This is a genomic window from Pseudomonas sp. 1D4 (assembly GCF_001728925.1).
Lineage (GTDB): Bacteria > Pseudomonadota > Gammaproteobacteria > Pseudomonadales > Pseudomonadaceae > Metapseudomonas > Metapseudomonas otitidis.
Genome location: NZ_LXJQ01000005.1, coordinates 44,455 through 67,338 on the forward strand (window position 1 = coordinate 44,455; position 22,884 = coordinate 67,338).

The 22,884-nt window shown below is 66.2% G+C and carries 20 protein-coding genes and 3 tRNA genes; 1 reads left to right on the forward strand and 22 read right to left on the reverse strand.

The genetic code is table 11. From position 1 onward, the window contains the following. Nucleotides 1–302: 302 nt before the first annotated feature. The 4 genes from A7D27_RS03940 to A7D27_RS03955 all read right to left on the reverse strand — a co-directional run bounded on the left by A7D27_RS03940 (nt 303) and on the right by A7D27_RS03955 (nt 3,994). Nucleotides 303–1,742 carry a PLP-dependent aminotransferase family protein gene (locus tag A7D27_RS03940; protein ID WP_069564141.1) on the reverse strand — a complete coding sequence of 480 codons (1,440 nt, stop codon included), beginning with the start codon at nt 1,740–1,742 and terminating at the stop codon, nt 303–305. Between the two features lie 255 nt (nt 1,743–1,997). After that, on the reverse strand, nt 1,998–2,807 hold the full coding sequence (locus A7D27_RS03945) for an OmpA family protein (protein WP_069559649.1): 810 nt from the start codon (nt 2,805–2,807) through the stop codon (nt 1,998–2,000). Continuing rightward, nucleotides 2,804–3,133, reverse strand: a complete 330-nt coding sequence (locus A7D27_RS03950) for a DUF4398 domain-containing protein (RefSeq protein ID WP_069559789.1) — start codon at nt 3,131–3,133, stop codon at nt 2,804–2,806. The genes A7D27_RS03945 and A7D27_RS03950 overlap by 4 nt, the downstream gene beginning before the upstream one ends. 39 nt (nt 3,134–3,172) lie before the next feature. Continuing rightward, on the reverse strand, nt 3,173–3,994 hold the full coding sequence (locus A7D27_RS03955) for an ABC transporter substrate-binding protein (protein WP_069559650.1): 822 nt from the start codon (nt 3,992–3,994) through the stop codon (nt 3,173–3,175). Between the two features lie 116 nt (nt 3,995–4,110). Between A7D27_RS03955 and A7D27_RS03960 the strand changes: the two genes are divergently transcribed. After that, nucleotides 4,111–5,055 carry an alpha/beta fold hydrolase gene (locus A7D27_RS03960; RefSeq protein WP_069564142.1) on the forward strand — a complete coding sequence of 315 codons (945 nt, stop codon included), beginning with the start codon at nt 4,111–4,113 and terminating at the stop codon, nt 5,053–5,055. A gap of 89 nt (nt 5,056–5,144) precedes the next feature. On the opposite strand, the gene A7D27_RS03965 is transcribed toward A7D27_RS03960, so the two are convergent. From A7D27_RS03965 to A7D27_RS04050, 18 genes are all read right to left on the reverse strand, one after another. Beyond that, nucleotides 5,145–5,221: transfer RNA gene (locus A7D27_RS03965), tRNA-Arg, on the reverse strand. 71 nt (nt 5,222–5,292) lie between these two features. Further along, a tRNA-Arg gene (locus tag A7D27_RS03970) sits at nt 5,293–5,369 on the reverse strand. Nucleotides 5,370–5,477: 108 nt separating this feature from the next. Further along, nucleotides 5,478–5,568, reverse strand: a tRNA-Ser gene (locus A7D27_RS03975). Between the two features lie 60 nt (nt 5,569–5,628). After that, nucleotides 5,629–5,814, reverse strand: a complete 186-nt coding sequence (gene csrA, locus A7D27_RS03980; RefSeq protein ID WP_007159101.1) for a carbon storage regulator CsrA — start codon at nt 5,812–5,814, stop codon at nt 5,629–5,631. A gap of 181 nt (nt 5,815–5,995) precedes the next feature. Beyond that, nucleotides 5,996–7,234 (reverse strand): aspartate kinase, encoded by a 1,239-nt coding sequence (locus A7D27_RS03985; protein WP_069564143.1) that lies wholly within the window; start codon nt 7,232–7,234, stop codon nt 5,996–5,998. Nucleotides 7,235–7,378: 144 nt separating this feature from the next. Beyond that, the gene (gene alaS, locus A7D27_RS03990; protein ID WP_069564144.1) at nt 7,379–10,000 is read right to left on the reverse strand and encodes an alanine--tRNA ligase; all 2,622 of its coding nucleotides are present in this window, start codon (nt 9,998–10,000) and stop codon (nt 7,379–7,381) included. 113 nt (nt 10,001–10,113) lie between these two features. Continuing rightward, nucleotides 10,114–11,124, reverse strand: coding sequence for a low-specificity L-threonine aldolase (ltaE, locus tag A7D27_RS03995; RefSeq protein ID WP_069564145.1), 1,011 nt, complete (start codon nt 11,122–11,124; stop codon nt 10,114–10,116). Nucleotides 11,125–11,239: 115 nt separating this feature from the next. After that, nucleotides 11,240–12,235 carry a succinylglutamate desuccinylase gene (astE, locus tag A7D27_RS04000; RefSeq protein ID WP_069559655.1) on the reverse strand — a complete coding sequence of 332 codons (996 nt, stop codon included), beginning with the start codon at nt 12,233–12,235 and terminating at the stop codon, nt 11,240–11,242. A 10-nt stretch (nt 12,236–12,245) separates the two neighbouring features. After that, entirely contained in the window at nt 12,246–12,536 is a 291-nt protein-coding gene (locus tag A7D27_RS04005) for a hypothetical protein (RefSeq protein WP_044412286.1), read from the reverse strand. A gap of 85 nt (nt 12,537–12,621) precedes the next feature. After that, complete coding sequence (astB, locus tag A7D27_RS04010) at nt 12,622–13,968, reverse strand: N-succinylarginine dihydrolase (RefSeq protein WP_069564146.1); 1,347 nt, start codon at nt 13,966–13,968, stop codon at nt 12,622–12,624. Next, nucleotides 13,965–15,428 carry a succinylglutamate-semialdehyde dehydrogenase gene (gene astD, locus A7D27_RS04015; RefSeq protein ID WP_069564147.1) on the reverse strand — a complete coding sequence of 488 codons (1,464 nt, stop codon included), beginning with the start codon at nt 15,426–15,428 and terminating at the stop codon, nt 13,965–13,967. Before astD ends, astB begins: the two co-directional genes overlap by 4 nt. Continuing rightward, the gene (astA, locus tag A7D27_RS04020) at nt 15,425–16,450 is read right to left on the reverse strand and encodes an arginine N-succinyltransferase (RefSeq protein ID WP_069564148.1); all 1,026 of its coding nucleotides are present in this window, start codon (nt 16,448–16,450) and stop codon (nt 15,425–15,427) included. The genes astD and astA overlap by 4 nt, the downstream gene beginning before the upstream one ends. 72 nt (nt 16,451–16,522) lie before the next feature. After that, nucleotides 16,523–17,539, reverse strand: a complete 1,017-nt coding sequence (gene aruF, locus A7D27_RS04025; RefSeq protein WP_069559659.1) for an arginine/ornithine succinyltransferase subunit alpha — start codon at nt 17,537–17,539, stop codon at nt 16,523–16,525. 143 nt (nt 17,540–17,682) lie between these two features. Further along, nucleotides 17,683–18,903 carry an aspartate aminotransferase family protein gene (locus tag A7D27_RS04030; protein ID WP_069564149.1) on the reverse strand — a complete coding sequence of 407 codons (1,221 nt, stop codon included), beginning with the start codon at nt 18,901–18,903 and terminating at the stop codon, nt 17,683–17,685. A gap of 360 nt (nt 18,904–19,263) precedes the next feature. After that, complete coding sequence (gene argR, locus A7D27_RS04035; protein ID WP_069564150.1) at nt 19,264–20,244, reverse strand: transcriptional regulator ArgR; 981 nt, start codon at nt 20,242–20,244, stop codon at nt 19,264–19,266. Nucleotides 20,245–20,274: 30 nt separating this feature from the next. After that, nucleotides 20,275–21,039, reverse strand: a complete 765-nt coding sequence (aotP, locus tag A7D27_RS04040) for an arginine/ornithine transport ATP-binding protein AotP (protein ID WP_044412306.1) — start codon at nt 21,037–21,039, stop codon at nt 20,275–20,277. A gap of 24 nt (nt 21,040–21,063) precedes the next feature. After that, nucleotides 21,064–22,176 carry a succinylglutamate desuccinylase/aspartoacylase family protein gene (locus A7D27_RS04045; protein WP_069564151.1) on the reverse strand — a complete coding sequence of 371 codons (1,113 nt, stop codon included), beginning with the start codon at nt 22,174–22,176 and terminating at the stop codon, nt 21,064–21,066. A gap of 4 nt (nt 22,177–22,180) precedes the next feature. Further along, nucleotides 22,181–22,879, reverse strand: a complete 699-nt coding sequence (locus A7D27_RS04050) for an ABC transporter permease (RefSeq protein WP_044412311.1) — start codon at nt 22,877–22,879, stop codon at nt 22,181–22,183. Nucleotides 22,880–22,884: the final 5 nt, after the last annotated feature.

Genomic DNA, 22,884 nt, shown 5'->3' on the forward strand with positions numbered 1-22,884 from the left:
GTCTGTCGTCGCCGTCGGAGGGGTACAGGGATGCGGGAGTGAGAGAGGGTTCGACCTTCGCGCCTGCTGTCCTGTCAGCCCATCTGACGGGACAGCGCGCCCCGGTCAAATGAGCGGCTGTTTCTTGACCTTGCTCGCGGCGACGCCAAGCGCAAGTGCCGGCAGGGCCGGTACGAAAGCGCGGGAGAAGGCGTGGGCGGGCATGGTCGGGCTCAGGTTGCAGATTGCGAGGGGCTGGATACTGCGGGGAACGCTGGAGGGCTGTCAACGCCAATGAGCGTCCGCCCTCCCCCGCCTGGTTATCAGTAGCTGCCGCCGGCTTCCTGGCAGAGCTGCTTGGCGAGCATGCCGAGGGTCATGATGGCGCGCTCGGCTTCGCGGTTCCACGGGATGCCGCAGTTCAGGCGCACGCAGTGGTTGAACTGCTCGGTGTTACTGAAGATCAGCCCCGGGGCGATGCTGATGCCCTGCTGCAGCGCGCGGACATGCAGGTCCTTGGTGTTGACCTTGGCCGGCAGGCTGATCCAGAGGATGAAGCCGCCGTTGGGCCGGGTCATCTGGGTGCCTTCGGGGAAGTACTGCTGCACCCCCAGTTGGAAGGCGGTGAGGTTCTTGCGGTACTCCTGACGGATGTAGCGCAGGTGCCGGTCGTAGCCGCCGTTCTCAAGGTAGGCAGCAACGCCCATCTGGGTGACGCTGCAGGCGGAGTGAGTGGTGAAGGTCTGCAGGCGCTGGATTTCGTCCTGGTACTTGCCGGCGACGATCCAGCCGATCCGCACGCCGGGCGAGAGGGTCTTGGAGAAGCTGGAGCAGTAGATCACCCGGCCGTCACGGTCACTGGCCTTGAGGGATTTGGAAGGCCCCTGCTCGAACATGAGCTCGCCGTAGATGTCGTCCTCGACAATCTGGATGTCGAAGTCCGATGCCAGGCGCAGCAGCTGCTTCTGCCGCTCTTCGGGCACGGTGCCGCCCAGCGGGTTGCTGAGGCGCGAGGTGAGCACCAGGGCCTTGATGGGCCATTGGTTGGCGGCCAGTTGCAGGGCTTCGAGGCTGATGCCGGTGGTGGGGTCGCTGGGGATCTCGATGACCTTGAGCCCGAGCAGGTCCGCCAGTTGCAGCAGGCCGTAGTAGGTCGGCGATTCGGTGGCGATCAGGTCGCCGGGGCGGGTCAGCACCCGCAGGCTCATCTGGATGGCGTCGACGCAGCCGTGGGTGATGACCACTTCGGACGGGTCGACCACCACGCCGGCATCGCGCATGCGGATCGCCACCTGGCGACGCAGTGGCTCGAAACCGGGGCTGAACATGTAGCTGAAGGCGCGCGGGCTGTGGAAGCGGGTGACCTTGGCCAGTTGCTGGTGCAGGGCGCGCACGGGGAGGTAGTCCACATGGGGCACGGCGGCGCCGAGGGGGAACACGCCCTCGCGACGGGATTCGGTGAGCACCTGGTTGATGATGCTGGCGCGGGTGACCAGGCCGGGGCGTTCGACCCGGGCGATGTCGGGGGTCGAGGCGGTGAGCGCAGGGGTCTGGTGGACGTAGAAGCCGGACTGCGGCCGCGCGCGGATCAGGCCCTGGTCTTCGAGGTTGGCGTATGCCTGCAGCACGGTGGCGTGGCTGACGTTGAGCTGGGCGCTGAGCTTGCGCACCGAGGGCACCCGTTCGCCGGGCTGGTACACGCCACGCCTGATGTCTTCGGCCAGTTGCTGGGCGATGCGTTGGTAAAGCAGCAGATTGGTCATGGCGGCGGCACCTGTCTCACTGGACCGTAACAGTACCGAAGCAAAACGGGATTGCACCGGTACAGTCCGCAAAATTGTGGACCATACAGTGAAAATTGCCAGGGACTGTACCGCCACAGTGACCGGTGGTGGCGCTTCGTTGCGCAAGTGCCCCGTTGCAAACCCGCGCTGTATGGGGGCGAGCCGTGGCGAGCAGGCATGAAAAACCCCGGCGCCGTGAGGTCACCGGGGTTCCAATGGTGGCGCAGAGGGCGATCAGCGGGCTTCGCCGAGGTTGCCCTTTTCGTCGGAGATGACGATCTCGACGCGGCGGTTCTGCGCGCGGCCGCTGTTGGAGGCGTTCTCCGCGATGGGGAAGGCTTCGCCATAGGCCTTCACCTCGATGCGCTTGGCATCGACCCCGAGGTCGGTGAGCACGTCAGCCACGGACTGGGCGCGGTCACGGGACAGGGCGAGGTTCTCTTCGCGGGTACCGCTGCTGTCGGTGTAGCCCTCGATGCGCACGGTGCGGCGCGGGTTGATCTGCAGGAACTGCACAAGCTTGAGCACGGTGCGGTTGGCACTGCCCTTGAGCTCGGAGCGGCCGGTGTCGAACAGCACGTCGCCCAGGGTCATCACCAGGCCGCGATCAGTCTCGGTAGCGGCAAGGGCGACCATCTGCTCTTCGAGCCAGTTGCCCTTCTGCTGCGCGCTGAGCAGCTTGGCTTCACGCAGGGATTGCTGCAGACGCTCACGCTCGCCCTGCAGGCGCGCGGCACGCTCCTGGTCACGGGCCAGTTCGCTGTGCTGGGCGGCGATCTGGCTGTAGCGCTGGCTGAGGAAGGCGTAGTGCTCGACGTCAGCATCGTTGCCCCAGTAGGTGGCGAGGCGCTCGGCGCGGGCCAGGGATTCCCCAGCGCGGATCACGTCCTTGGGCGCACTGGCCAGTACCTGGGGGTCTTCCTTCACCTGCTGGAAGCGGTTGCGGGCTTCATCCAGGCTCTGCTCGGCCTGGCGCGAGGAGGCACAGCCAGCGAGCAGCAGGAGCGCGGCAACGAGGCCGCTCATGGCGATACGCGGGGTCATTCCAGGTCCCCCAGTTGCTTGCGCAGGCGGTTGATGCGGGTGGTCAGGTCGCTGAGCTGGGCCTTGCTCTTCTGGGTCAGCACCAGGGATTCGGCGAGGCGGGCGTCCAGTTCGGCCTGCTCGGCAAAGAAACGCGCACGCTTGTAATCCTGCTCGCCCATGTTCTTCTGGGCGCGGGCCAGCTTCTCTTCAGCCAGTTTCATCTCCGGGACCTGGTCGGCGCTCGCACCGACGGCGCGGGCCTGGGCCACGGCCTGCTCGGAGAGGCGCATCTGCTCGACGGGGGCGGGATCGTTGGCGCAGCCGGAGAGGGCAAGAAGTGCCAGGCCGGCGGCCAGTATGCGGTGTTCGATCACTGGGGGTTCCTACGGTTTCGGGGCCGTGGCGGGCTGTAGCTGCTGGGTCCGCCACCGCTCGAGATTGCGTTGCAGCAGGGCCTGCGGCACCCCTGCGGCGACCAATTCTGTCATCTTTTTCGCCAGTTGTCCGCGCAGCCAGGGGTCGTTGCAGGCGGAGTTGTAAGAGAGCGTGAGGTGTAGCCCTTCGCTGGCGATGGGCGGTTCCAGCACCTCCAGGTCATGGGTGATGCCGAGGGTCTCCGCCAGGGCGACGCCGGGATAGTGCTCGTAGAGAACGAACTCGGTGCGTTCCAGCAGCAGTTTCTGGAAGGCCTGGGTGACGCTGGGGACTTCTTCGAGGGAAAGATTGTCGCGGGCGAACTGATCGAAATCCTGGCCGAAGCTGTTGTTGACCAGGGTGCCACCGATGCGCCCCCTGAGGTCATCACGCCCCTGGAAGGGGAACGCGCGGCCGTGCTTGACCCAGACCACGCTGGGGGTTTCGAGGAAGGCGGGGTGGATGTAGTCCATCGTCTCCAGCCGCGGCAGGGTGAGGAAGGCGCCGGCGATGAGATCGATCCGGCCGGTGCGCACTTCATCCTGCGCACGGGACCAGGGACCGGTGTAAAGGACGTCGATCTTCACGCCGATCTCATCACCGATGCGGTGCAGCAGATCGGCATTGGCACCAATCAACAGCTTGGGATTGTGCGGGTCGCGCCAGAGGTAAGGCGGGTACTCGGGGTTGCCCGTCGCCACCAGGTGCTCACACTTCTTGGCCGCCAGGGCGAGGGTAGGAACCAGCAGGCTGGCGATCAGCAACGGAGCGAGGAAGAGACGTCTGTACATCATGGGGTCCCAGTACTGGAGCTTGGTTGGGAAGACGCCGGCCGTGGCGCTGCACGACCATGACGCCGTGCTAGCTTAGGCCATTTGAAATCGTTTTTTGTCATAAGGAAGCCTTGATGAAGAAACTGCTTGCAGGACTTGTGACGGTGCTGGCAGCGGTGGCGGCCACGCTTTATTTCTATCCCCCTGCGCTGATGGCCAGTGCACGGCTGGTGGAAACCCATCTGGCTGGCCTGGACAGCCAGACGCTGACGGTAGGCGAGCTGGATTTCGCCTACTACGGCGGCGGCCCGCAGTTGGGCGAGACCATCGTCATGGTCCACGGCTTCGGGGCAGACAAGGACAACTGGCTGCGCATGGCCCGGCATTTCAGCAGCCGCTATCAGGTGGTGGTGCCCGATCTACCGGGCTTCGGCGAAAGCAGCCGGCCAGAAGGCAGCTATGACGTCGGTACCCAGGCCGAGCGGCTGGCGGACTTCATCCAGGCGTTGGAAGTGGGCAAGGTCCATCTGGTCGGCAACTCCATGGGCGGCCACATCGTGGCGCTGTATGCGGCGCGCTACCCGGAACGGGTGCGCTCACTGGCACTCTTCGACAATGCAGGCATCACCGCGCCGCACAAGAGCGAACTGTTCAACCTTCTTGAACAGGGCCAGCCCAACCCGCTGGTGGTCACCAGGACTGCCGACTACGACAGGCTGATGGACTTCGTCTTCGTCGATCCGCCGATCCTACCGGCGCCGCTCAAGCGCTATCTGGCAGACAGGGCCATCGCCAACCAGGCCCGCTATGAAGCGATCTTCCAGCAACTGGTGAAGCGCTATATCCCCCTGGAGCCGGAACTGCCAAAGATCCAGGCCCCTACCCTGCTGCTCTGGGGCGACAAGGACCGCATACTGGACGTATCGAGCCTTGACGTCATGAAGCCACTGATCCCGCACGCCAGCACGGTGATCATGAAGGACTGCGGACACGCGCCGATGATTGAGCGCCCCGCCGAGACGGCTCGCCACTACCAGTCCTTCCTCGACGGTCTCGCCACTGGCACGGCAGCACTGTGACCGCTTGCCCGTACAAAGCGACGCGATTGCCAGAGAGATAAAAAGACGGAAAAAGAAAAAGGCCTGCATTTCTGCAGGCCTTTCTTGTATGGCGCACTCGAGAGGATTCGAACCTCTGACCGCCCGGTTCGTAGCCGGGTACTCTATCCAGCTGAGCTACGAGTGCGTTGTGGTGTTTTTAGACCAGATCACCGCTGGTTTCTTCAAACATCCGACGCTAAATCGGCTGATTGAAAATGGCGCACTCGAGAGGATTCGAACCTCTGACCGCCCGGTTCGTAGCCGGGTACTCTATCCAGCTGAGCTACGAGTGCGTTGTGGGCGCGCATTATAGAGACTTCAAAACCACCGTCAACTGATTTTTTCGATACTTTTCAATAACTTATCGAACTAACCGCTGACATCTCTACAACACTGAATAATGGCGGAGAAGGGGGGATTCGAACCCCCGACACCCTTTTGAGGTGTACTCCCTTAGCAGGGGAGCGCCTTCGGCCACTCGGCCACCTCTCCGCAACACGGGGCGCATGATAACCATGTTTTCCCCGTTTGCAAAGAAAAAAAGTAGAAAAATTAGTGGTTTGGTTCCTGGTCTTTCTCTTTCTGGATGCGCTGGTAAATTTCCTCACGGTGCACGGCTACCTCTTTCGGGGCGTTGACGCCAATGCGCACCTGATTACCTTTCACGCCTAATACGGTGACGGTGACTTCATCACCGACCATCAGGGTCTCTCCGACCCGGCGAGTCAGAATCAGCATTCCTTTCTCCTCACGGATGTGTTTCAGGGACAGTCTGCAAAAAAGAAATGGCGTCGGCCCCCCATGAATTTCAAGGGGCGTCCACCCAAGTATTGACCAGCGATGGCAAAAGGAAAGTTCCACCACCGCAGACCAAAAACGACGAAAGGCGCGGTGTGAGCCGCGCCTTTCGTTATAAGGCTCACTCGCTCTGTCGAGCGGGTGCATCCAGTTCAAAGGCAGTGTGCAGAGCACGGACGGCCAGCTCGAGGTACTTCTCCTCGATGACGACGGAGACCTTGATCTCGGAGGTCGAGATCATCTGGATGTTGATGCTTTCCTTGGCCAGGGCTTCGAACATGCGGCTGGCGACGCCCGCGTGGGAGCGCATGCCGACACCGACGATGGAAACCTTGGCGATGTTGGTGTTGCCGCCGACTTCACGGGCGCCGATCTCGGCAGCGGTCTTCTCCAGCACGGCTAGGGCGTTCTGGTAGTCATTGTTGTGCACGGTGAAGGTGAAATCGGTGGTGTTATCGTGCGCGACGTTCTGCACGATCATGTCCACTTCGATGTTGGCCGCACTCACCGGGCCGAGGATCTTGAAGGCCACGCCGGGGATGTCCGGCACGCCACGGATGGTCAGCTTGGCCTCGTCGCGGTTGAAGGCGATGCCGGAAATGATCGGCTGTTCCATGGATTCCTCTTCATCAAGGGTAATGAGGGTGCCCGGACCCTCCTGGAAGCTGTGCAGCACGCGCAGCGGAACGTTGTACTTGCCGGCAAACTCCACCGAGCGGATCTGCAGCACCTTGGAGCCGAGGCTGGCCATTTCCAGCATTTCCTCGAAGGTGATCTTGTCCAGGCGACGGGCCTGAGGGACAACGCGCGGGTCGGTGGTGTAGACGCCATCTACATCGGTGTAGATCTGGCACTCGTCCGCCCTCAGGGCAGCCGCCAGGGCTACGCCGGTGGTGTCGGAGCCACCACGGCCGAGGGTGGTGATGTTGCCGTGCTCGTCCACACCCTGGAAACCGGCCACCACCACGACGTGACCGGACTTGAGGTCAGCGCGGATCTTCTGGTCGTCGATCTGCAGGATGCGCGCCTTGTTGTGGGCGCTGTCGGTGAGGATGCGGACCTGGTTGCCGGTGTAGGAGATGGCCGGCACACCGCGCTTGATCAGCGCCATCGCCAGCAGGGCGATGGTCACCTGCTCGCCGGTGGACACCATCACGTCCAGCTCACGCGGAACCGGCTTGTTGTCGCTGATCTGCTTGGCCAGATCGATGAGGCGATTGGTTTCGCCGCTCATGGCGGAAACCACCACGACGATGTCGTCACCGCGCTCGCGGAATTTCTTGACCTTCTCGGCCACCTGCTCGATGCGCTCGATGGTGCCGACCGAGGTCCCCCCAAACTTCTGTACGATCAAAGCCATTTCAAAGCCGCCTAATCCCGTGAAGGGCGCCCATTAAACAATCAACGCAGGACACTGCCAAGGGCCCGCCGGGCGTGGCGCGGAGCTCCTGGCGAAGGGTTCCGGCGGGCGCCCGGTGCGGGTGGCAACCGGGCGCCAACGGCATCAGAGCCCCTGCTCGACGAACGGAACGGCAAGTGCCAGGGCCTGATCCAGGGCTGCGGCGTCGGTACCACCGCCACGCGCCATGTCCGGACGGCCACCGCCCTTGCCACCGACCGCTGCTGCGGCCTGCTTCATCAGATCGCCGGCTTTGAGTTGGCCGGTCAGGTCCTGGGTGACGCCGGCGACCAGTGTCACCTTGCCCTCCAGCGCACCGCCGAGCAGGATCACTGCGCGGCCGAGCTTGTTCTTCAATTGGTCGACCAGCGCCAGCAGCGCGTCGCCGTCCACGTCCAGGCGCGCGGCCAGGACCTTGACACCCTTGACCTCCACTGCCGATGCCGCTAGGTCATCGCCGGCCGCGCTGGCCGCCTTGGCCTTGAGCTGGTCGACTTCTTTTTCCAGCTGGCGGTTGCGCTCCAGCAGGGCTGCGAGCTTGTCCAGGACGTTGTCACGGCTGCCCTTGACCAGCACGGCCGCTTCCTTCAGTTGCTCCTCGGCACCGTTCAGGTAGGCCAGGGCCGCAGCACCGGTGACTGCCTCGATACGGCGCACGCCGGAGGCAACACCGCCTTCGCTGGTGATCTTGAACAGGCCGATGTCGCCGGTGCGGGAGACGTGGGTACCACCGCAGAGCTCGACGGAGAAATCACCGCCCATGCTCAGCACACGCACCTGGTCGCCGTACTTCTCGCCAAACAGCGCCATGGCGCCCTTGGCCTTGGCGGTTTCGATGTCGGTCTCTTCGGTCTCGACTGCGGTGTTGCGGCGGATCTCGGTGTTGACGATGTCTTCCAGCGCTTTCAGCTGCTCGGGCTTGATGGCCTCGAAGTGGCTGAAGTCGAAGCGCAGGCGCTGGCTGTCCACCAGGGAGCCTTTCTGCTGCACGTGCTCACCGAGCACGCGGCGCAGGGCTGCGTGCAGCAGGTGGGTCGCGGAGTGATTCAGCGCCGTGGCACTGCGAACGGTGGAGTCGGCTTCGGCCATGACGCTGGCACCGACCGAGAGGCCGCCCTTGGCCACAATGCCGTGGTGCAGGAAGGCACCGCCGGCCTTGGTGGTGTCGCGGACGTCGAAGCGCACTCCGGCGCCTTCCAGGTAACCGCAGTCACCCACCTGGCCGCCGGACTCGGCGTAGAACGGGGTCTGGTCCAGCACCACCACGCCCTCCTCGCCTTCGGCGAGGCTGTCCACGGCAGCACCGGCCTTGAACAGCGCGACGACCTTGCCACTGCCACTGGTACCGGCGTAGCCGAGGAAGCGGGTGTCACCGTCGACCTTGACCAGGCTGTTGTAGTCCATGCCGAAGGCGCTGGAGGCGCGGGCGCGCTCGCGCTGGGCCTCCATCTCGCGCTCGAAGCCTTCCTCGTCGACGGTCAGCTCGCGTTCGCGGGCGATGTCGGCGGTCAGGTCCACCGGGAACCCATAGGTGTCATAGAGCTTGAAGACGATATCGCCCGGGATGACCTGACCCTGCAGGGACACGAGGTCCTGCTCGAGGATCTTCAGGCCATGCTCCAGGGTCTTGGCGAACTGCTCTTCCTCGGTCTTCAACACACGCTCGATGTGCGCCTGCTGCTGCTTGAGCTCGGGGAAGGCCTCGCCCATCTCGGCCACCAGGGCAGCGACGATCTTGTGGAAGAAGGTGCCCTTGGCGCCCAGCTTGTTGCCGTGGCGGCAGGCGCGGCGAATGATGCGGCGCAGCACGTAGCCACGGCCTTCGTTGGACGGCAGCACACCGTCCGCCACCAGGAAGGAGCAGGAGCGGATGTGGTCGGCCACGACCTTCAGGGACGGGGCGTCGTCGTTGGCGCAGCCGATGGCCTCGGCGGCGGCCTTGAGCAGGTTCTGGAACAGGTCGATCTCGTAGTTCGAGTGCACGTGCTGCAGCACGGCGCTGATGCGCTCCAGGCCCATGCCGGTGTCCACGCTCGGCGCGGGGAGCGGGTGCATCACGCCATCGGCGGTGCGGTTGAACTGCATGAAGACGTTGTTCCAGATCTCGATGTAGCGATCGCCGTCTTCTTCCGGGGAGCCGGGCGGGCCGCCCCAGATGTCCGGGCCGTGGTCGTAGAAAACCTCGGTGCACGGGCCGCACGGGCCGGTATCGCCCATTGCCCAGAAGTTGTCGGACGCATAGGGCGCGCCCTTGTTGTCACCGATGCGGACCATGCGCTCGGCGGGGATGCCGACTTCCTGGGTCCAGATGTCGTAGGCCTCGTCGTCGCTGGCGTAGACGGTGACCCAGAGCTTTTCCTTGGGCAGTTTCAGCCACTTGTCACCGGTGAGGAATTCCCAGGCGTAGTGGATGGCATCGCGCTTGAAGTAGTCGCCGAAGCTGAAGTTGCCCAGCATTTCGAAGAAGGTGTGGTGGCGCGCGGTGTAGCCGACGTTGTCCAGATCGTTGTGCTTGCCGCCGGCACGGACGCACTTCTGGCTGGTGGTGGCACGGGTGTAAGCGCGCTTTTCCAGGCCCAGGAAGCAGTCCTTGAACTGGTTCATGCCCGCGTTGGTGAACAGCAGGGTCGGGTCGTTGCCCGGGATCAGGGAGCTGGAGGCAACGCGGGTGTGCCCTTTCTCTTCGAAGAAGCTCAGGAAGGCTTCACGGATTTCTGCGCTTTTCATAGGTTCGTCCACGGAATCTGCGGTCAAGAATCGCCGGCAAAGGGCCGCATTATATCGGCCCTTTGCCGCGCGGATAGTGCCTTGTGCGATAGAAAGGGGCTATCGGGGGGATTTCATCTCGCATGATCGAGAAACGCGGCAAAACCCTCGATCACCCGCTCGATTCCGCCGGCATCGACATCCAGATGGGTGACCATGCGCAGGCGTGCCGCCGCGCTCAATACCACGCCGCGCTCGGCCATGAAGGCCTTGAGGGCCGCGGCCCGCTCGCCGATGTCGACGTAGACCATGTTGGTCTGCACTGGCTCCACGCTGAAGCCCAGTGCCGCAAGCCCTTCGCCCAGGCGCGCGGCATTGGCGTGGTCGTCAGCCAGGCGCGCCACCTGGTGTTCCAGGGCGTAGTGCCCGGCGGCGGCCAGCAGGCCGGCCTGGCGCATGCCGCCACCGACCATCTTGCGCAGCCGGCGGGCACGCTGGATGAACTCGGCGCCGCCGCACAGCACCGACCCGACCGGAGCGCCCAGCCCCTTGGACAGGCACACGGAGACGGAGTCGAAATGGCGGGTGATCTCGGCGGCTTCCACCCCCAGCTTCACGGCGGCGTTGTACAGCCGCGCGCCGTCCAGGTGCAGCGCCAGGCCACGGCGGCGGGTCAGTTCGCGGGCCGCCGCCAGGTACGCCAGGGGCAGGACCTTGCCCTGCATGGTGTTCTCCAGCGCCAGCAGGCGGGTGCGGGCGAAGTGGAAGTCGTCCTGCTTGATGGCGGCCTCCACCTTCGCCAGGTCCAGGCTGCCGTCGGCCTCGCCCTCGATGGGCTGTGGCTGGATCGAGCCCAGCACTGCCGCGCCGCCGCCTTCGTACTTATAGGTATGGGCCTGCTGGCCGACGATGTACTCGTCGCCCCGTTGGCAGTGCGCCATCAGGCCCAGCAGGTTGCTCATGGTGCCGGTGGGGACGAAGAGCGCCGCCTCGAACCCCAGGCGCTCGGCCAGCCAGGCCTCAAGGCGGTTGACGGTGGGGTCTTCGCCATAGACGTCATCACCCAGCGGGGCGCGGTTCATCGCCTCGCGCATCCCCGGGGTGGGTTGGGTGACGGTGTCGCTGCGCAGGTCGATGACGGACATCTCGGGCTCCTTGGCTGGGTAAGGGGGTGACCCTAAAGGAGCGCGGCGAGTGGGGCAAGGGGCGCCAGGCGCCCCACGGCGCGGGCTTCAGCCCACGAGGGATAGGCCCACTGGATCAGTCGACGTTGGCGGGCACGATGAGGATGCCGGCGCGCAGGCCGTTCTTCACCTTGGGGTTGGGGAAGATGATGCGCGCGCCCTGCTCTGCCACCACCCAGCGGGTCCCGGCGATGTCCTCGGCCAACAGGTAGCCGGTGGGCAGCTCGCTGAAATTCTCCACGTCATCGGGCAGGTGCAGGCGGAAGGCATCGCTGTGCTTGATCACTTCGCGGGACACGGCGAACAGCTTGAGATCGCCCAGCGCGTCCGCTTCAGGCTCGGAACCCTCAATCAACTGGCGCAGGCGGGTTTCCAGCCGATCGAGGTTCACGCCCTCGTTCTGCCCAAACGGCCGGGCCTTGCCGAGTTCGAGGGTGAAGGCCTCGGCCTCCAGCCGCGCGTAGGTGTAGGAGCTGAAGGTGATGCCGGTCTTGTTCTGCAGCAGCACCGCTTCGATGCCGGCGGCGCCCAGACGGGCCAGTTCGCGACGGGAATGCTCACGCCCTTCTTTGTAGGGGTAGAGGGCGAACTGCTCGACCTTCGAGCCACGGATGGCGGTGTGCAAATCGTAATGCAGGCGGGTGCGGCCCTCACGGGCGAAGAATGCGGCGGCCAGGTGTTCCAGCTCGTTGGCGCGCATGGCCTCGGTGCCGCTGGTCTGCTCGTGGCGGCCGTTGAACAGGCGGTTGATGTCCTGCTCCACATAGCGCTCGCCCCGGCGCATGGCCTCGGGGTTGCCGAGCAGGAAGAGAATGCGTGCGCGGGGCTTCAGTTCACCCCGGGCCACGCCCTGGAGCAGCCGGTCGAGCAGTTCGATCGGTGCCGTCTCGTTGCCGTGGATGCCGGCGGAGAGCAGCAGGTCCAGGCCGTCATCGGCGCCGGCGGGCGGGGTCACCTCCAGGGCACCCTCCGCCAGCCAGTGCAGGCGCGTGCCCTCGGCGGTCAGTTGAATCTTCTCGGTCGGCTCACGGCCGGCCAGGGTCAGTTCAAGCAGCTTGCCAAGGGCCAGCATCCGCGCGTCCTCAGTGGTCGTGGTTGCAGTCCGGCCCGTGTACGTGGCCGTCTTCGTCGTCGGCGTCGGCCGGTTCCATTTCCAGCTGCAGGCTCACCAGGTTGGTGGCCAGCGGGCGCAGCAGCAGGTTGGCGTACTCGGTATCACCCTCCTCCACGTCCACGCCGATCAGCAGTTGGCCGTTGCCAGCGGTCTGGATCCAGACCTCCTTGCCCTGCCAGACCACGGCAAACCGGGTGCAGGACGTTTCCAGCTGGGTGCCGTCGGTGTCTTCGAGGATGAGTTGCAGGGCGTCGGACATGTGTAGAACTCCAGGATCGTAAGGCAGAGAGCGGCGGGCGGGGCGGAGGGTTCCGAGGAACACCTCACCGCCGGCCGCACGCCGCTCAGTTCAGTTGGAACGGATAAACGGCGCCCAGTTTAAGGATCTGGGTGAGTTCATCCAATGCCGTGCGGCATTCGGTGAGCAATTGTGGATCAGCCAGGTCGCTTTCGCTCAGGCGATCGCGGTAATGCTTCTCCACCCAGGCGGTCAGGGTGTCGTAGAGCGAGGGGGTGAGGATCACGCCCGGGTTGACCGCCGCCAGCTCGTTGTCCTTCAGGGCCACGCGCAGGCGCAGGCACGCCGGGCCGCCGCCATTCTGCATGCTCTGCTTGAGGTCGAAGACCTTCACCTCGCGGATCGGGCCGTCCTCGGCGGTCAGGGTCTGCAGGTAGTGCCACACCCGCGCGTTGTTGCGGCATTCCTCGGGGACGATCAGCAACATGCTGCCGTCGGCGCGGCTGAGCAGCTGGCTGTTGAACAGGTAGGAACGCACCGCGTCCTCCACCGTCACCGCCTCGCGGGGCACGCACACGGCCTGGAAGCGGCCACCGACGCGGCCCAGCTTGTCGTGCAGCTCGGCCAGTACCTTGTCGGTCTCCAGGAAGGCGTCCTGGTGATGGAACAGCACCTCGCCATTGCCCACCGCGATCACGTCGTTATGGAACACGCCCTGGTCGATCACCGCCGGGTTCTGCTGGGCGTAGACCACGCCGGCCTCGCTCAGCCCGTGCAGGCGCGCGACGGCCTGGCTGGCCTCCAGGGTCTGCCGCGCCGGGTAGCGCGAGGGCGCCGGGAAGCGGCTGTCGAAGGCGCTGCGACCGAACACGAAGAACTCCACGCCGGCCTCGCCGTAGCCCTTGCAGAAACGGGTGTGGTTGGCCGCGCCTTCGTCACCGAACTGCGCCACCGCCGGCAGCGCGGCGTGGTGGGCGAAGTGGCGCTCGTCGGCGAACATCGCCGCCAGCACGCGGCTGGTGGTGGGGTGCTCGATGCTGCGGTGGAACTTGCAGTTGAGGTTGGCAGCGGTGAAGTGCACACGGCCATCGGCGGTGTCGGCGCTGGGGCTGACGGTGCAGGCGTTGGCGGTCCACATGCTGGAGGCCGAGCTGCAGGCGGCCAGCAGCGGCATGGCGTCCTTGGCGGCCTTCTCGATCACCTGGGCGTCGGTGCCGGCGAAGCCGAGGCTGCGCAGCGCGGCGACGTTGGGGCGCTCCTGCGGGGCCAGTACGCCCTGCTGGAAACCCATGTCCATCAGCGCCTTCATCTTCGCCAGGCCCTGCAGGGCGGCTTCCTTCGGACTGGAGACCGCCTGGCTGTTGCTCTGCGACGCCACGTTGCCGTAGGACAGGCCACCGTAGTTGTGGGTCGGGCCGACCAGACCGTCGAAGTTCACTTCATGGGCGCTCATAGGCTGACTCCAGGCGTCAGGGTTGCAGGCAGGGCGAGGGTTTCGCTTTCCAGCGAGGCGACCGGGTAGGCGCAGTAGTCAGCGGCGTAGTAGGCGCTGGCGCGGTGGTTGCCCGACGCGCCGACGCCCCCGAAGGGCGCACTGCTCGCGGCCCCGGTCAGTTGTTTGTTCCAGTTGACGATGCCGGCTCGGCTCTCGATGAAGAAGCGCTGGTACAGCTCGCGGGAGTCCGAAAGCAGGCCGGCGGCCAGGCCGTACTGGGTGGCGTTGGCCTCGGCCATGGCGGCCTCGAAACCGTCGTAGCGGATCACCTGCAGCAGCGGGCCGAAGAACTCTTCGTCCGGGCGCTCGGCCAAGGCGGTGACGTCGAGGATGCCGGGGGTCAGCAGCGCGGCGGTCTCCAGCGGTTGGGACATGGCCAGCAGCGGCGTGGCGCCCTGGGCGATCAGGTGCTCCTGGGCCTTGAGCAGATGGCGCGCCGCGTCCAGGGAGATCACCGAGCCCATGAAAGGTGCCGGCTGGGCGTCGAAGGCGCCGACCTGAATGCTCGCCGCCACCGCCACCAGGCGTGCCAGCAGCGCGTCGCCCCAGGCGCCGACCGGCACCAGCAGGCGGCGGGCGCAGGTGCAGCGCTGGCCAGCGGAGATGAAGGCGGACTGGATGATGGTGTAGACAGCCGCGTCGACATCGGCCACCTCGTCCACCACCAGCGGGTTGTTGCCGCCCATCTCCAGCGCCAGGATCTTGTCCGGGCGGCCGGCGAACTGCTGGTGCAGCAGGTTGCCGGTGCGGCTGGAGCCGGTGAAGAACAGGCCGTCGATGCCCGGGTTGCCAGCCAGGGCGACGCCGGTTTCGCGGCCGCCCTGCACCAGGTTGAGCACGCCGGCGGGCAGGCCCGCCTCGATCCAGCACTGGACCGTCAGCTCGGCCACCTTGGGGGTCAGCTCGCTGGGCTTGAACACCACGGCATTGCCGGCCAGCAGCGCGGGCACGATGTGGCCGTTGGGCAGGTGGCCGGGGAAGTTATAGGGGCCGAACACGGCGACCACGCCGTGGGGCTTGTGGCGCAGCACGGCGGTGGCGTCGGCCAGCGGGCCGCTCTTCTCGCCGGTACGTTCGCGGTAGCTCTGGATGGAGATGGCGACCTTGTTGACCATGCTGGTCACTTCGGTGGCGGACTCCCACAGCGGCTTGCCGGTCTCCTCGCCGATGCAGCGGGCCAGTTCGTCGGCGCGGGTCTTGAGGGTGGCGGCGAAGCGTTCGAGAACGGCGATGCGCGCCTCCAGGCTCAGGCGGGCCCAGGCCGGGAAGGCCGCACGGGCGGCAGCTACGGCCGCTTCGACCTGCTCGGCGCTGGCGCCCTGCCCGCTCCAGACGGATTCCTGGGTGACCGGGTTCAGCGAGTCGAAGGCCTCGCCCTGCCCGGCCTGCCAGGCGCCTGCGATGTAATGGGTGCTCATTTCACGGACTCCTTGGCCGACAGGGGCACGGCGCGAACCGAGGCGCCCGCCGAGAGTTTCAGGCGCTTGGCGGTGTCGGCATCCACCACCAGGGTGCCGGCGGCCAGGCGCGCCGGGGCGGCGGTGACGCGGCAATCCTCGCGCTTGCGGTTGTGGATCAGGTACGGCGTGGCATCGTCGCCCGGCGTACCGACGGCCAGCACCAGCGCCTGGCTGTCCTGCACGGCGCGGATCTTCGCGGTCTGGCATTCGATGGCCGGGCCGGCGTCGAAGATGTCGACGTAGCCCTGGAAGCTGAAGCCCTCGCCCTTGAGCATCGCCAGAGCCGGCTCGGTGTCGGTGTGCACGCGCCCGATCACGTCCCGCGCCGCCTCGGAGAGGAAGCAGGTGTAGAGCGGGAACTTGGGCATCAGCTCGGCGATGAAGGCCTTGTTGCCGACGCCGGTGAGGTAGTCCGCGCGGGAGAACTCCATCTTGAAGAAGTGCCGGCCCAGGCTCTCCCAGAACGGCGAGACACCGTGCTCGTCGGACATGCCGCGCATCTCGGCGATCACCTTGTCGCCGAACAGCTCGGGGAACTCGGCGATGAACAGGAAGCGCGCCTTGGACAGCAGGCGGCCGTTGAGGCCGGTGCGGTAGCCGGCGTGCAGGAACAGCGAGCACAGCTCGGAGTTGCCGGTCAGGTCGTTGGCCAGGAACAGCGTGGGGATCTGCCGGTGGATGTTCAGCTCCTGGGAGGCGCTGACGGTGAGCCCGACGCGGTAGTTGTACCAGGGCTCGCGCAAGCCCACGGCGCCGGCCACGGCGGAGATGCCGACGACCTTGCCGTCGTCGTCCTCGAGCACGAACAGGTAGTCGGCATCGGCCCGCTCGGCCTCACCACGGAATGCCTTTTCGGCCCAGCCCACACGGTGGGTCAGGCGCTCCTCGTTGGCGGGCAGCGTGGTCAGGCCGGCGCCGGTGCTGCGCGCCAGGTCGATCAGGGCCGGCAAGTCGGCGCTGCGTACGGGACGAACGATCATAGTCACTCCGTTAGAGCTTCGTGCTGCGAGCGGCAGGTCGGGCGGCACGCCGCCCAGGGCTGGCACTCGGGGTTAAATCGCCACCAGGCGCACGCTGGCGCCCTCACCGACGCCCAGGGCTTCGGCGGCTTCGGCGGTGAGTTCCACCGGTTTGCCCGGGGCCCAGTCCAGCTCGGCCACCACGGCGCGGAAGTCCTGCAACTGGCCGTTGCTCACCAGGTACTGGCGGCCCACCTTGGGCGCGGCACCGATGCGCACCGGCACCACGCGGCTCTGGGCGATGGAGCGGATGCCGGACGTGCGGGCGTGCAAGGTCGGGCCACCGTCGAAGATGTCGATGTAGTTGTCGGTCTCGAAGCCTTCGCGCATGAGGATGTCGAAGGTGATCTGCGCGCGCGGGTGCACCTGCCCCATGGACTCCTGGGCCGCGTCGGGCAGCAGCGGCACGTAGATGGGGTAGTTCGGCATCAGCTCGGCGAGGAAGGTGCGGCTCTTCAGCCCCGACAGGCGCTCGGCCTCGACGTAGTTGAGGTCGAAGAAGTTGCGCCCGACGGCGTTCCAGAACGGCGATTCACCCTGGTCGTCGCTGTAGCCGACGATCTCCACCACCACCGCGTCGGCGAAGCGCTCGGGGTGGCTGGCCATGAACAGCAGGCGGCCACGGGAGTTGAGCTCGGCGAAGGCGGTGTTCACCAGGTCGCGCTCGACGTAGAAGCTGGTCAGCAGGCTGTTGCCGGTGAGGTCGTGGCACAGCGAGAGGACGTGAATCTTGTTGTGGATCTTCAACTCCCGGGACGCATGCACGAAGGTCTCGTTGCGGAAGCTGTAGAAGGGCTCGGAGAAACCGGCGGAGGCGACGATGGCGGAACAGCCCACCAGGCAGCCGCGCTCGGTGTCTTCCAGCACGAAGAAGTAGCTTTCCTCGCCGTTGAAGCTCACTTCGGCAGCGAAGGACGCTTCGGAGGCGGTGATCTTCTCGCCCAGGCGACCGGCGTCATCCGGGAGGGACGTGACACCCACGGGGCTGTCCGCGGCCAGTCGCTGAACATCGGCGAGGTCGGCCATTTGCGCAGGGCGCATCACCAGCATGGGGTCACTCCTTCAATAAAGGCTCCGGCGGCGCCGTTGGCCGACCGGAGAAAACGGCGGCCAATGGGCCGCCGATCACGCATGAAAAACCTTCATCCCTGGTTGTGCGGCGCGGCACCTCCTGTGCCGCGCCTTCCGGGCCCTCAGGCCTGGGTCAGCTTGGCCACGGCGCGCTCGAAACGGTCCAGGCCTTCGTCGATGTCGGCATCCGGGATCACCAGGCTGGGCGCGAAGCGCACCACGTCCGGACTGGCCTGCAGCACCATCACGGCCTCCTTCTCGGCGGCGTTGAGCACGTCCTTGGCCTTGCCTTTCCAGGCATCGGCCAGCACTGCGCCAATCAGCAGGCCCAGGCCGCGTACTTCACTGAACAGGCCGTATTTCTGGCCGATGGCCTCGAGGCGTGCCTTGAAGCGCTCATGCTTGGCGGTGATGCCGCTGAGCACGTCGGGGGTGTTGATCACGTCCAGCACCGCTTCGGCCACGGCGCAGGCCAGCGGGTTGCCACCGTAGGTGGTGCCGTGGGTGCCCACGGAGAGGTGCTTGGCGATCTCGGTGGTGGTCAGCATGGCGCCGATGGGGAAACCGCCGCCCAGGCTCTTGGCGCTGGAGAGGATGTCCGGGGTCACGCCGTAGTGCTGGTAGGCGAACAGGTGGCCGCTGCGGCCCATGCCGCTCTGCACTTCGTCGAACACCAGCAGCGCGTTGTGCTCGTCGCACAGCTTGCGGGCGCCTTCCAGGTAGGCCTGGTCGGCCGGCAGCACGCCGCCCTCCCCTTGCACGGGTTCGAGGACCACGGCGCAGGTCTTGTCGGAGATGGCGGCCTTCAGGGCTTCCAGGTCGTTGAACGGCACATGGGTGATGCCTTCCATCTTCGGACCGAAGCCGTCGGAGTACTTCGGCTGGCCGCCCACGGTCACGGTGAACAGGGTGCGGCCGTGGAAGCTGTTGGTGGCGGCGATGATCTCGTGCTTCTGCGGGCCATAAACGTCATGGGCGTAGCGACGGGCCAGCTTGAACGCGGCCTCGTTGGCCTCGGCGCCGGAGTTGGCGAGGAACACGCGCTCGGCGAAGGTGGCGTCCACCAGCTTCCGGGCCAGGCGCAGGGCCGGCTCGTTGGTGAAGACGTTGGAAACGTGCCAGAGCTTGTTGGCCTGCTCGGTCAGTGCCTTGACCAGTGCCGGGTGAGCATGCCCCAGGGAGTTCACGGCGATGCCGCCGGCGAAGTCGATCAGTTCACGGCCGCTCTGGTCCCAGACGCGGGAACCCTGGCCTCGCACCGGGATGAACGCGGCGGGGGCATAGTTGGGGACCATCAGCTGATCGAAATCGGCGCGCTCGACCTGCGCATGCTCAACGGACATCAGTTTCTCCTGCCTGAAGCGGCTAGTGGTGAAAGGATTGTAGGGAGTGATCCGGGGTTGGCATTGCCGCCAAGCGACAACTTCTTACAGCGCAAACCCGCGAAAATCCGAGGCTTTCGGAAATGCGACAGAAAGCGTCGGGAAGGCGCAGTTTAAACGCGGATCGCCACAGGACGCACGGGGCACAGCGTATTCGCCACGGGATGACCAGCGGGTATCCATCATGCGCAAGGACACGGGGCGAGACGGCGCATCGAGACGCCATGCACTGGCACGCCGCACCCGCAACCGGGGCTGCCAGCACAAGGAAGAAAGGAACGAGGCGCCGGGCGCTGCAAGCCGCCCGCCCGGCACCGGTGATCAGCCGCGCTCGGACAGCGCCGGCTGGTTGTCGAAGGGGCCGCCGCTGCGCCGCTGGTTGCGGTCTTCGCGGGGGGTGACGCCGAAGAAGTTGCGGTAGGCACTGGAGAAGTGCGGGCCGGAGGAGAAGCCGCAGGACAGGCCGATCTGGATGATCGACTTGCTGGTCTGCATCAGCATCTGCCGGGCCTTGTTCAGGCGTAGCTCCAGATAGTACTGGCTGGGCACGCGGTTGAGGTACTGCTTGAAGATGCGCTCAAGCTGGCGACGCGACACGCACACGTGCTGGGCGATCTCGTCGGTGGTGAGCGGCTCCTCGATGTTGGCCTCCATCAGCAGCACCGCCTGGGTGAGCTTCGGGTGGCTGGAGCCGAGGCGGTTCTGCAGCGGGATGCGCTGGCGTTCGCCGCCTTCGCGGATGCGCTCCACCACCAGTTCCTCGGACACGGCGCCGGCCAGCTCGGCGCCGTGGTCACGGGCCAGCACCGCCAGCAGCAGGTCGAGCACAGCCAGGCCGCCACAGGCGGTGAGGCGGTCGCGGTCCCAGTCGAACAGATGGCTGGTGGCGATGACCTTGGGGAAGCGCTCGCTGAAATCGTCCTGCCAACGCCAGTGCACCGCCGCGCGGTAACCGTCCAGCAGGCCCAGTTGCGCCAGCGGGTAGACCCCGGCGGAGAGCCCGCCCACCACGCAGCCGGTGCGGGCCACCTGCTTCAGTGCCGTGGCCAGCCCGACGGACACCGCCGCCGGCGGCTCGTCAGCCAGCAGGAACAGGCGTGTCAGCCCTTCCAGCCTGCCGGTCCAGGGCTCGCCCGGCAGGCGCCAGCCGCCTTCGGCCGGCGGCTCGGCCTGGAGGAAGTGCAGGTCGTAGACCACTTCCGGGTGCAGGCGCTGGGCGACGCGCAGGGCCTCCTCGGCCAGCGCCAGGGTCATGGCCTTGGTGCCGGGCCAAAGCAGGAAACCGATTCGTTGGGCAGTCATGGCAGGCAGCTTAGCCTCAGTCGGCACGATTTACTTGAGGCTTCCGGAGAGGAACTGCTTGAGCCGCTCGGATTGTGGATTGGCCAACACATCCTTCGGGCAGCCGGTCTCTTCGACCACGCCCTTGTGCAGGAAAATCAACTGGTTGGACACCTCACGGGCGAAGCCCATCTCGTGGGTGACCACCACCATGGTGCGGCCTTCCAGGGCCAGGTCCTTCATCACCTTGAGCACCTCGCCCACCAGTTCGGGGTCGAGGGCGGAAGTGGGCTCGTCGAACAGCATCACCTCCGGCTCCACCGCCAGGGCGCGGGCGATGGCGACGCGCTGCTGCTCACCGCCGGACATGTGCGCCGGGTAGGCGTCCTTGCGGTGGGCCACGCCGACCTTGGCCAGGTAGTGCTCGGCCTTCTCGATGGCTTCCTTCTTCGACACGCCGAGCACGTGCACCGGCGCTTCGATGACGTTCTCCAGGGCGCTCATGTGCGACCACAGGTTGAAGTGCTGGAACACCATGGCCAGGCGCGAGCGCATGCGCTGCAGCTGCTTGGGGTCGGCCGCCTTGAGGCCGCCATCCTTGTTGGCCACCAGCTTGAGCTCCTCGCCATTGAGCAGGATCTTGCCGCCGTGGGGCTGCTCCAGCAGGTTGATGCAGCGCAGGAAGGTACTTTTGCCCGATCCGCTCGAGCCGATGATGCTGATCACATCGCCCGCCTTGGCGGCCAGGGAGACGCCCTTGAGGACTTCATGGCTGCCGTAGCGCTTGTGCAGGTCTTGGACTTCCAGTTTGTACATGGTCTCGATCTCGATGCGATTGGATCAGTCGCTCAGCAAGCGTCCCTGACGAATGGGTTCACGGCCGGCCACCTTGGCCAGCCACAGTCCGGGTTGGGCGAAGCGGGTGCGCTCACGGGCGAACAGCACGCCGTCCACCGTGGCGCACACCGTTGAATGGCGGTCGCTCAAGGGGTCGATCACTTCGAACAGCGGCTCACCCGCCCTGACCCGCGCACCGGCAGGCTGCAGGAAGCTAACCACGCCGGCATGGGGCGGATAGAGCAGTTCGGTGCCCTCGAAGGGGGTCGGCTCGCACCGTGCCGGCGGTGCGGCCGGCCAGTCACCGTCGATCAGCCCGTGCTCGGCGAGTACTGCGAGAATGGCCTCGGCGCGCGCCTCGGACAGCGGGCGGTCGGTATCGGCCACGCCGCCCAGCTCGACCGTGCTGGCCACGCAGGCCAGCGGAATCGACGCCTGCGGGAAGCGCCGGGCCAGGCGCAGCCAGGGCAGCGAACAGGCCTCGTCGAAGGAGCTGCCGCCGGACTCTTCAGCGGTGAGCACGGCAGCGGCCCCCAGGCGGGCCGAGAGCCCGGCCAGCGGCGTGGCGTGCTGCGGCAGGCAGTACAGGTGCACGGCCGCCTCCAGGTCGCAATGCAGGTCCAGCACCAGGTCGGCGTCGCAGGCGTGGGTCAGCAGCAGGCGCTGCAGGCCCTCCAGCTCCGAAGCGGCCGGTGGCAACTGGCGCAGGGCGGCCTGCATGGCCTCGCGGATGGTGGTGCGGTTGGCATCGGCATCATCACCCAGGCGCCCTTCCAGGCTGGCCTCGATCTGGGCTGCCAGGTCGACGAAGCCCCGGTTGAAGTTGCGCCCACTGGTGAACTCGAAGCGACCCAGGTGAGTGGCCTGCAGCACCTGGCCGAGGCCGATGGGGTTGGCCACCGGCACCAGTTCGATGCAGCCGGTCAGGCGGCCTTCGGCCTCCAGTTCGGCCAGGCGCCGCTTGAGCTCCACCGCCACGCGCATGCCCGGCAGTTCGTCGGCATGCAGGGACGCCTGCAGGTACGCCTTGCGCGCGCCGGCGCCGAAGCGGAAGACGCTCAGCTGGCGGCGGGTACCGGGCAGGCCCCAGGGCAGTTCGTGGTCGATGCGCTCCATGGCATCAGGCCTTGCGCGGGGCCAGGTAGGCCAGCCAGCGGCGCTCGGCCAGCTTGAACAGGCGAACCAGGATGAAGGTCAGGCACAGGTAGAACAGGCCGGCGGTGATGAATGCTTCGAACGGCAGGTAGTACTGCGAGTTCACGGTGCGCGCGGCGCCGGTGATGTCCACCAGGGTGACGATGGAGGCCAGGCTGGTGGTGTGCAGCATCATGATCACTTCGTTGCTGTACTGCGGCAGCGCACGGCGCAGGGCCGAGGGCAGCAGGATGCGGCGGTACAGCTTGGCGCGGGACATGCCGATGGCCTTGGCCGCTTCGATCTCGCCGTGGGGCGTGGCCTTGAGGCTGCCGGCGAGGATCTCGGCGGTGTAGGCGCTGGTGTTGATGGCGAACGCCAGGCAGGCGCAGAAGGTGGCGTTGGACAGGTAGGGCCAGAGCCAGCTTGCACGCACGGCCTCGAACTGGGCCAGCCCGTAGTAGATGAGGAACAGCTGCACCAGCATCGGGGTGCCGCGGATAACGTAGGTGTAGAGCCAGGCCGGGAAGTTGACCATGGGCTGCTTGGAGACCCGCATCAGCGCCAGGGGCACGGCCACCAGCAGGCCGACAGCCAGGGAAATGGCCAGCAGCTTGAGGGTCACCAGCACGCCGCTGAAGTAGAGCGGCAGGTTCTCGTAGATGACGGTGTAGTCGAAGATCACGGATG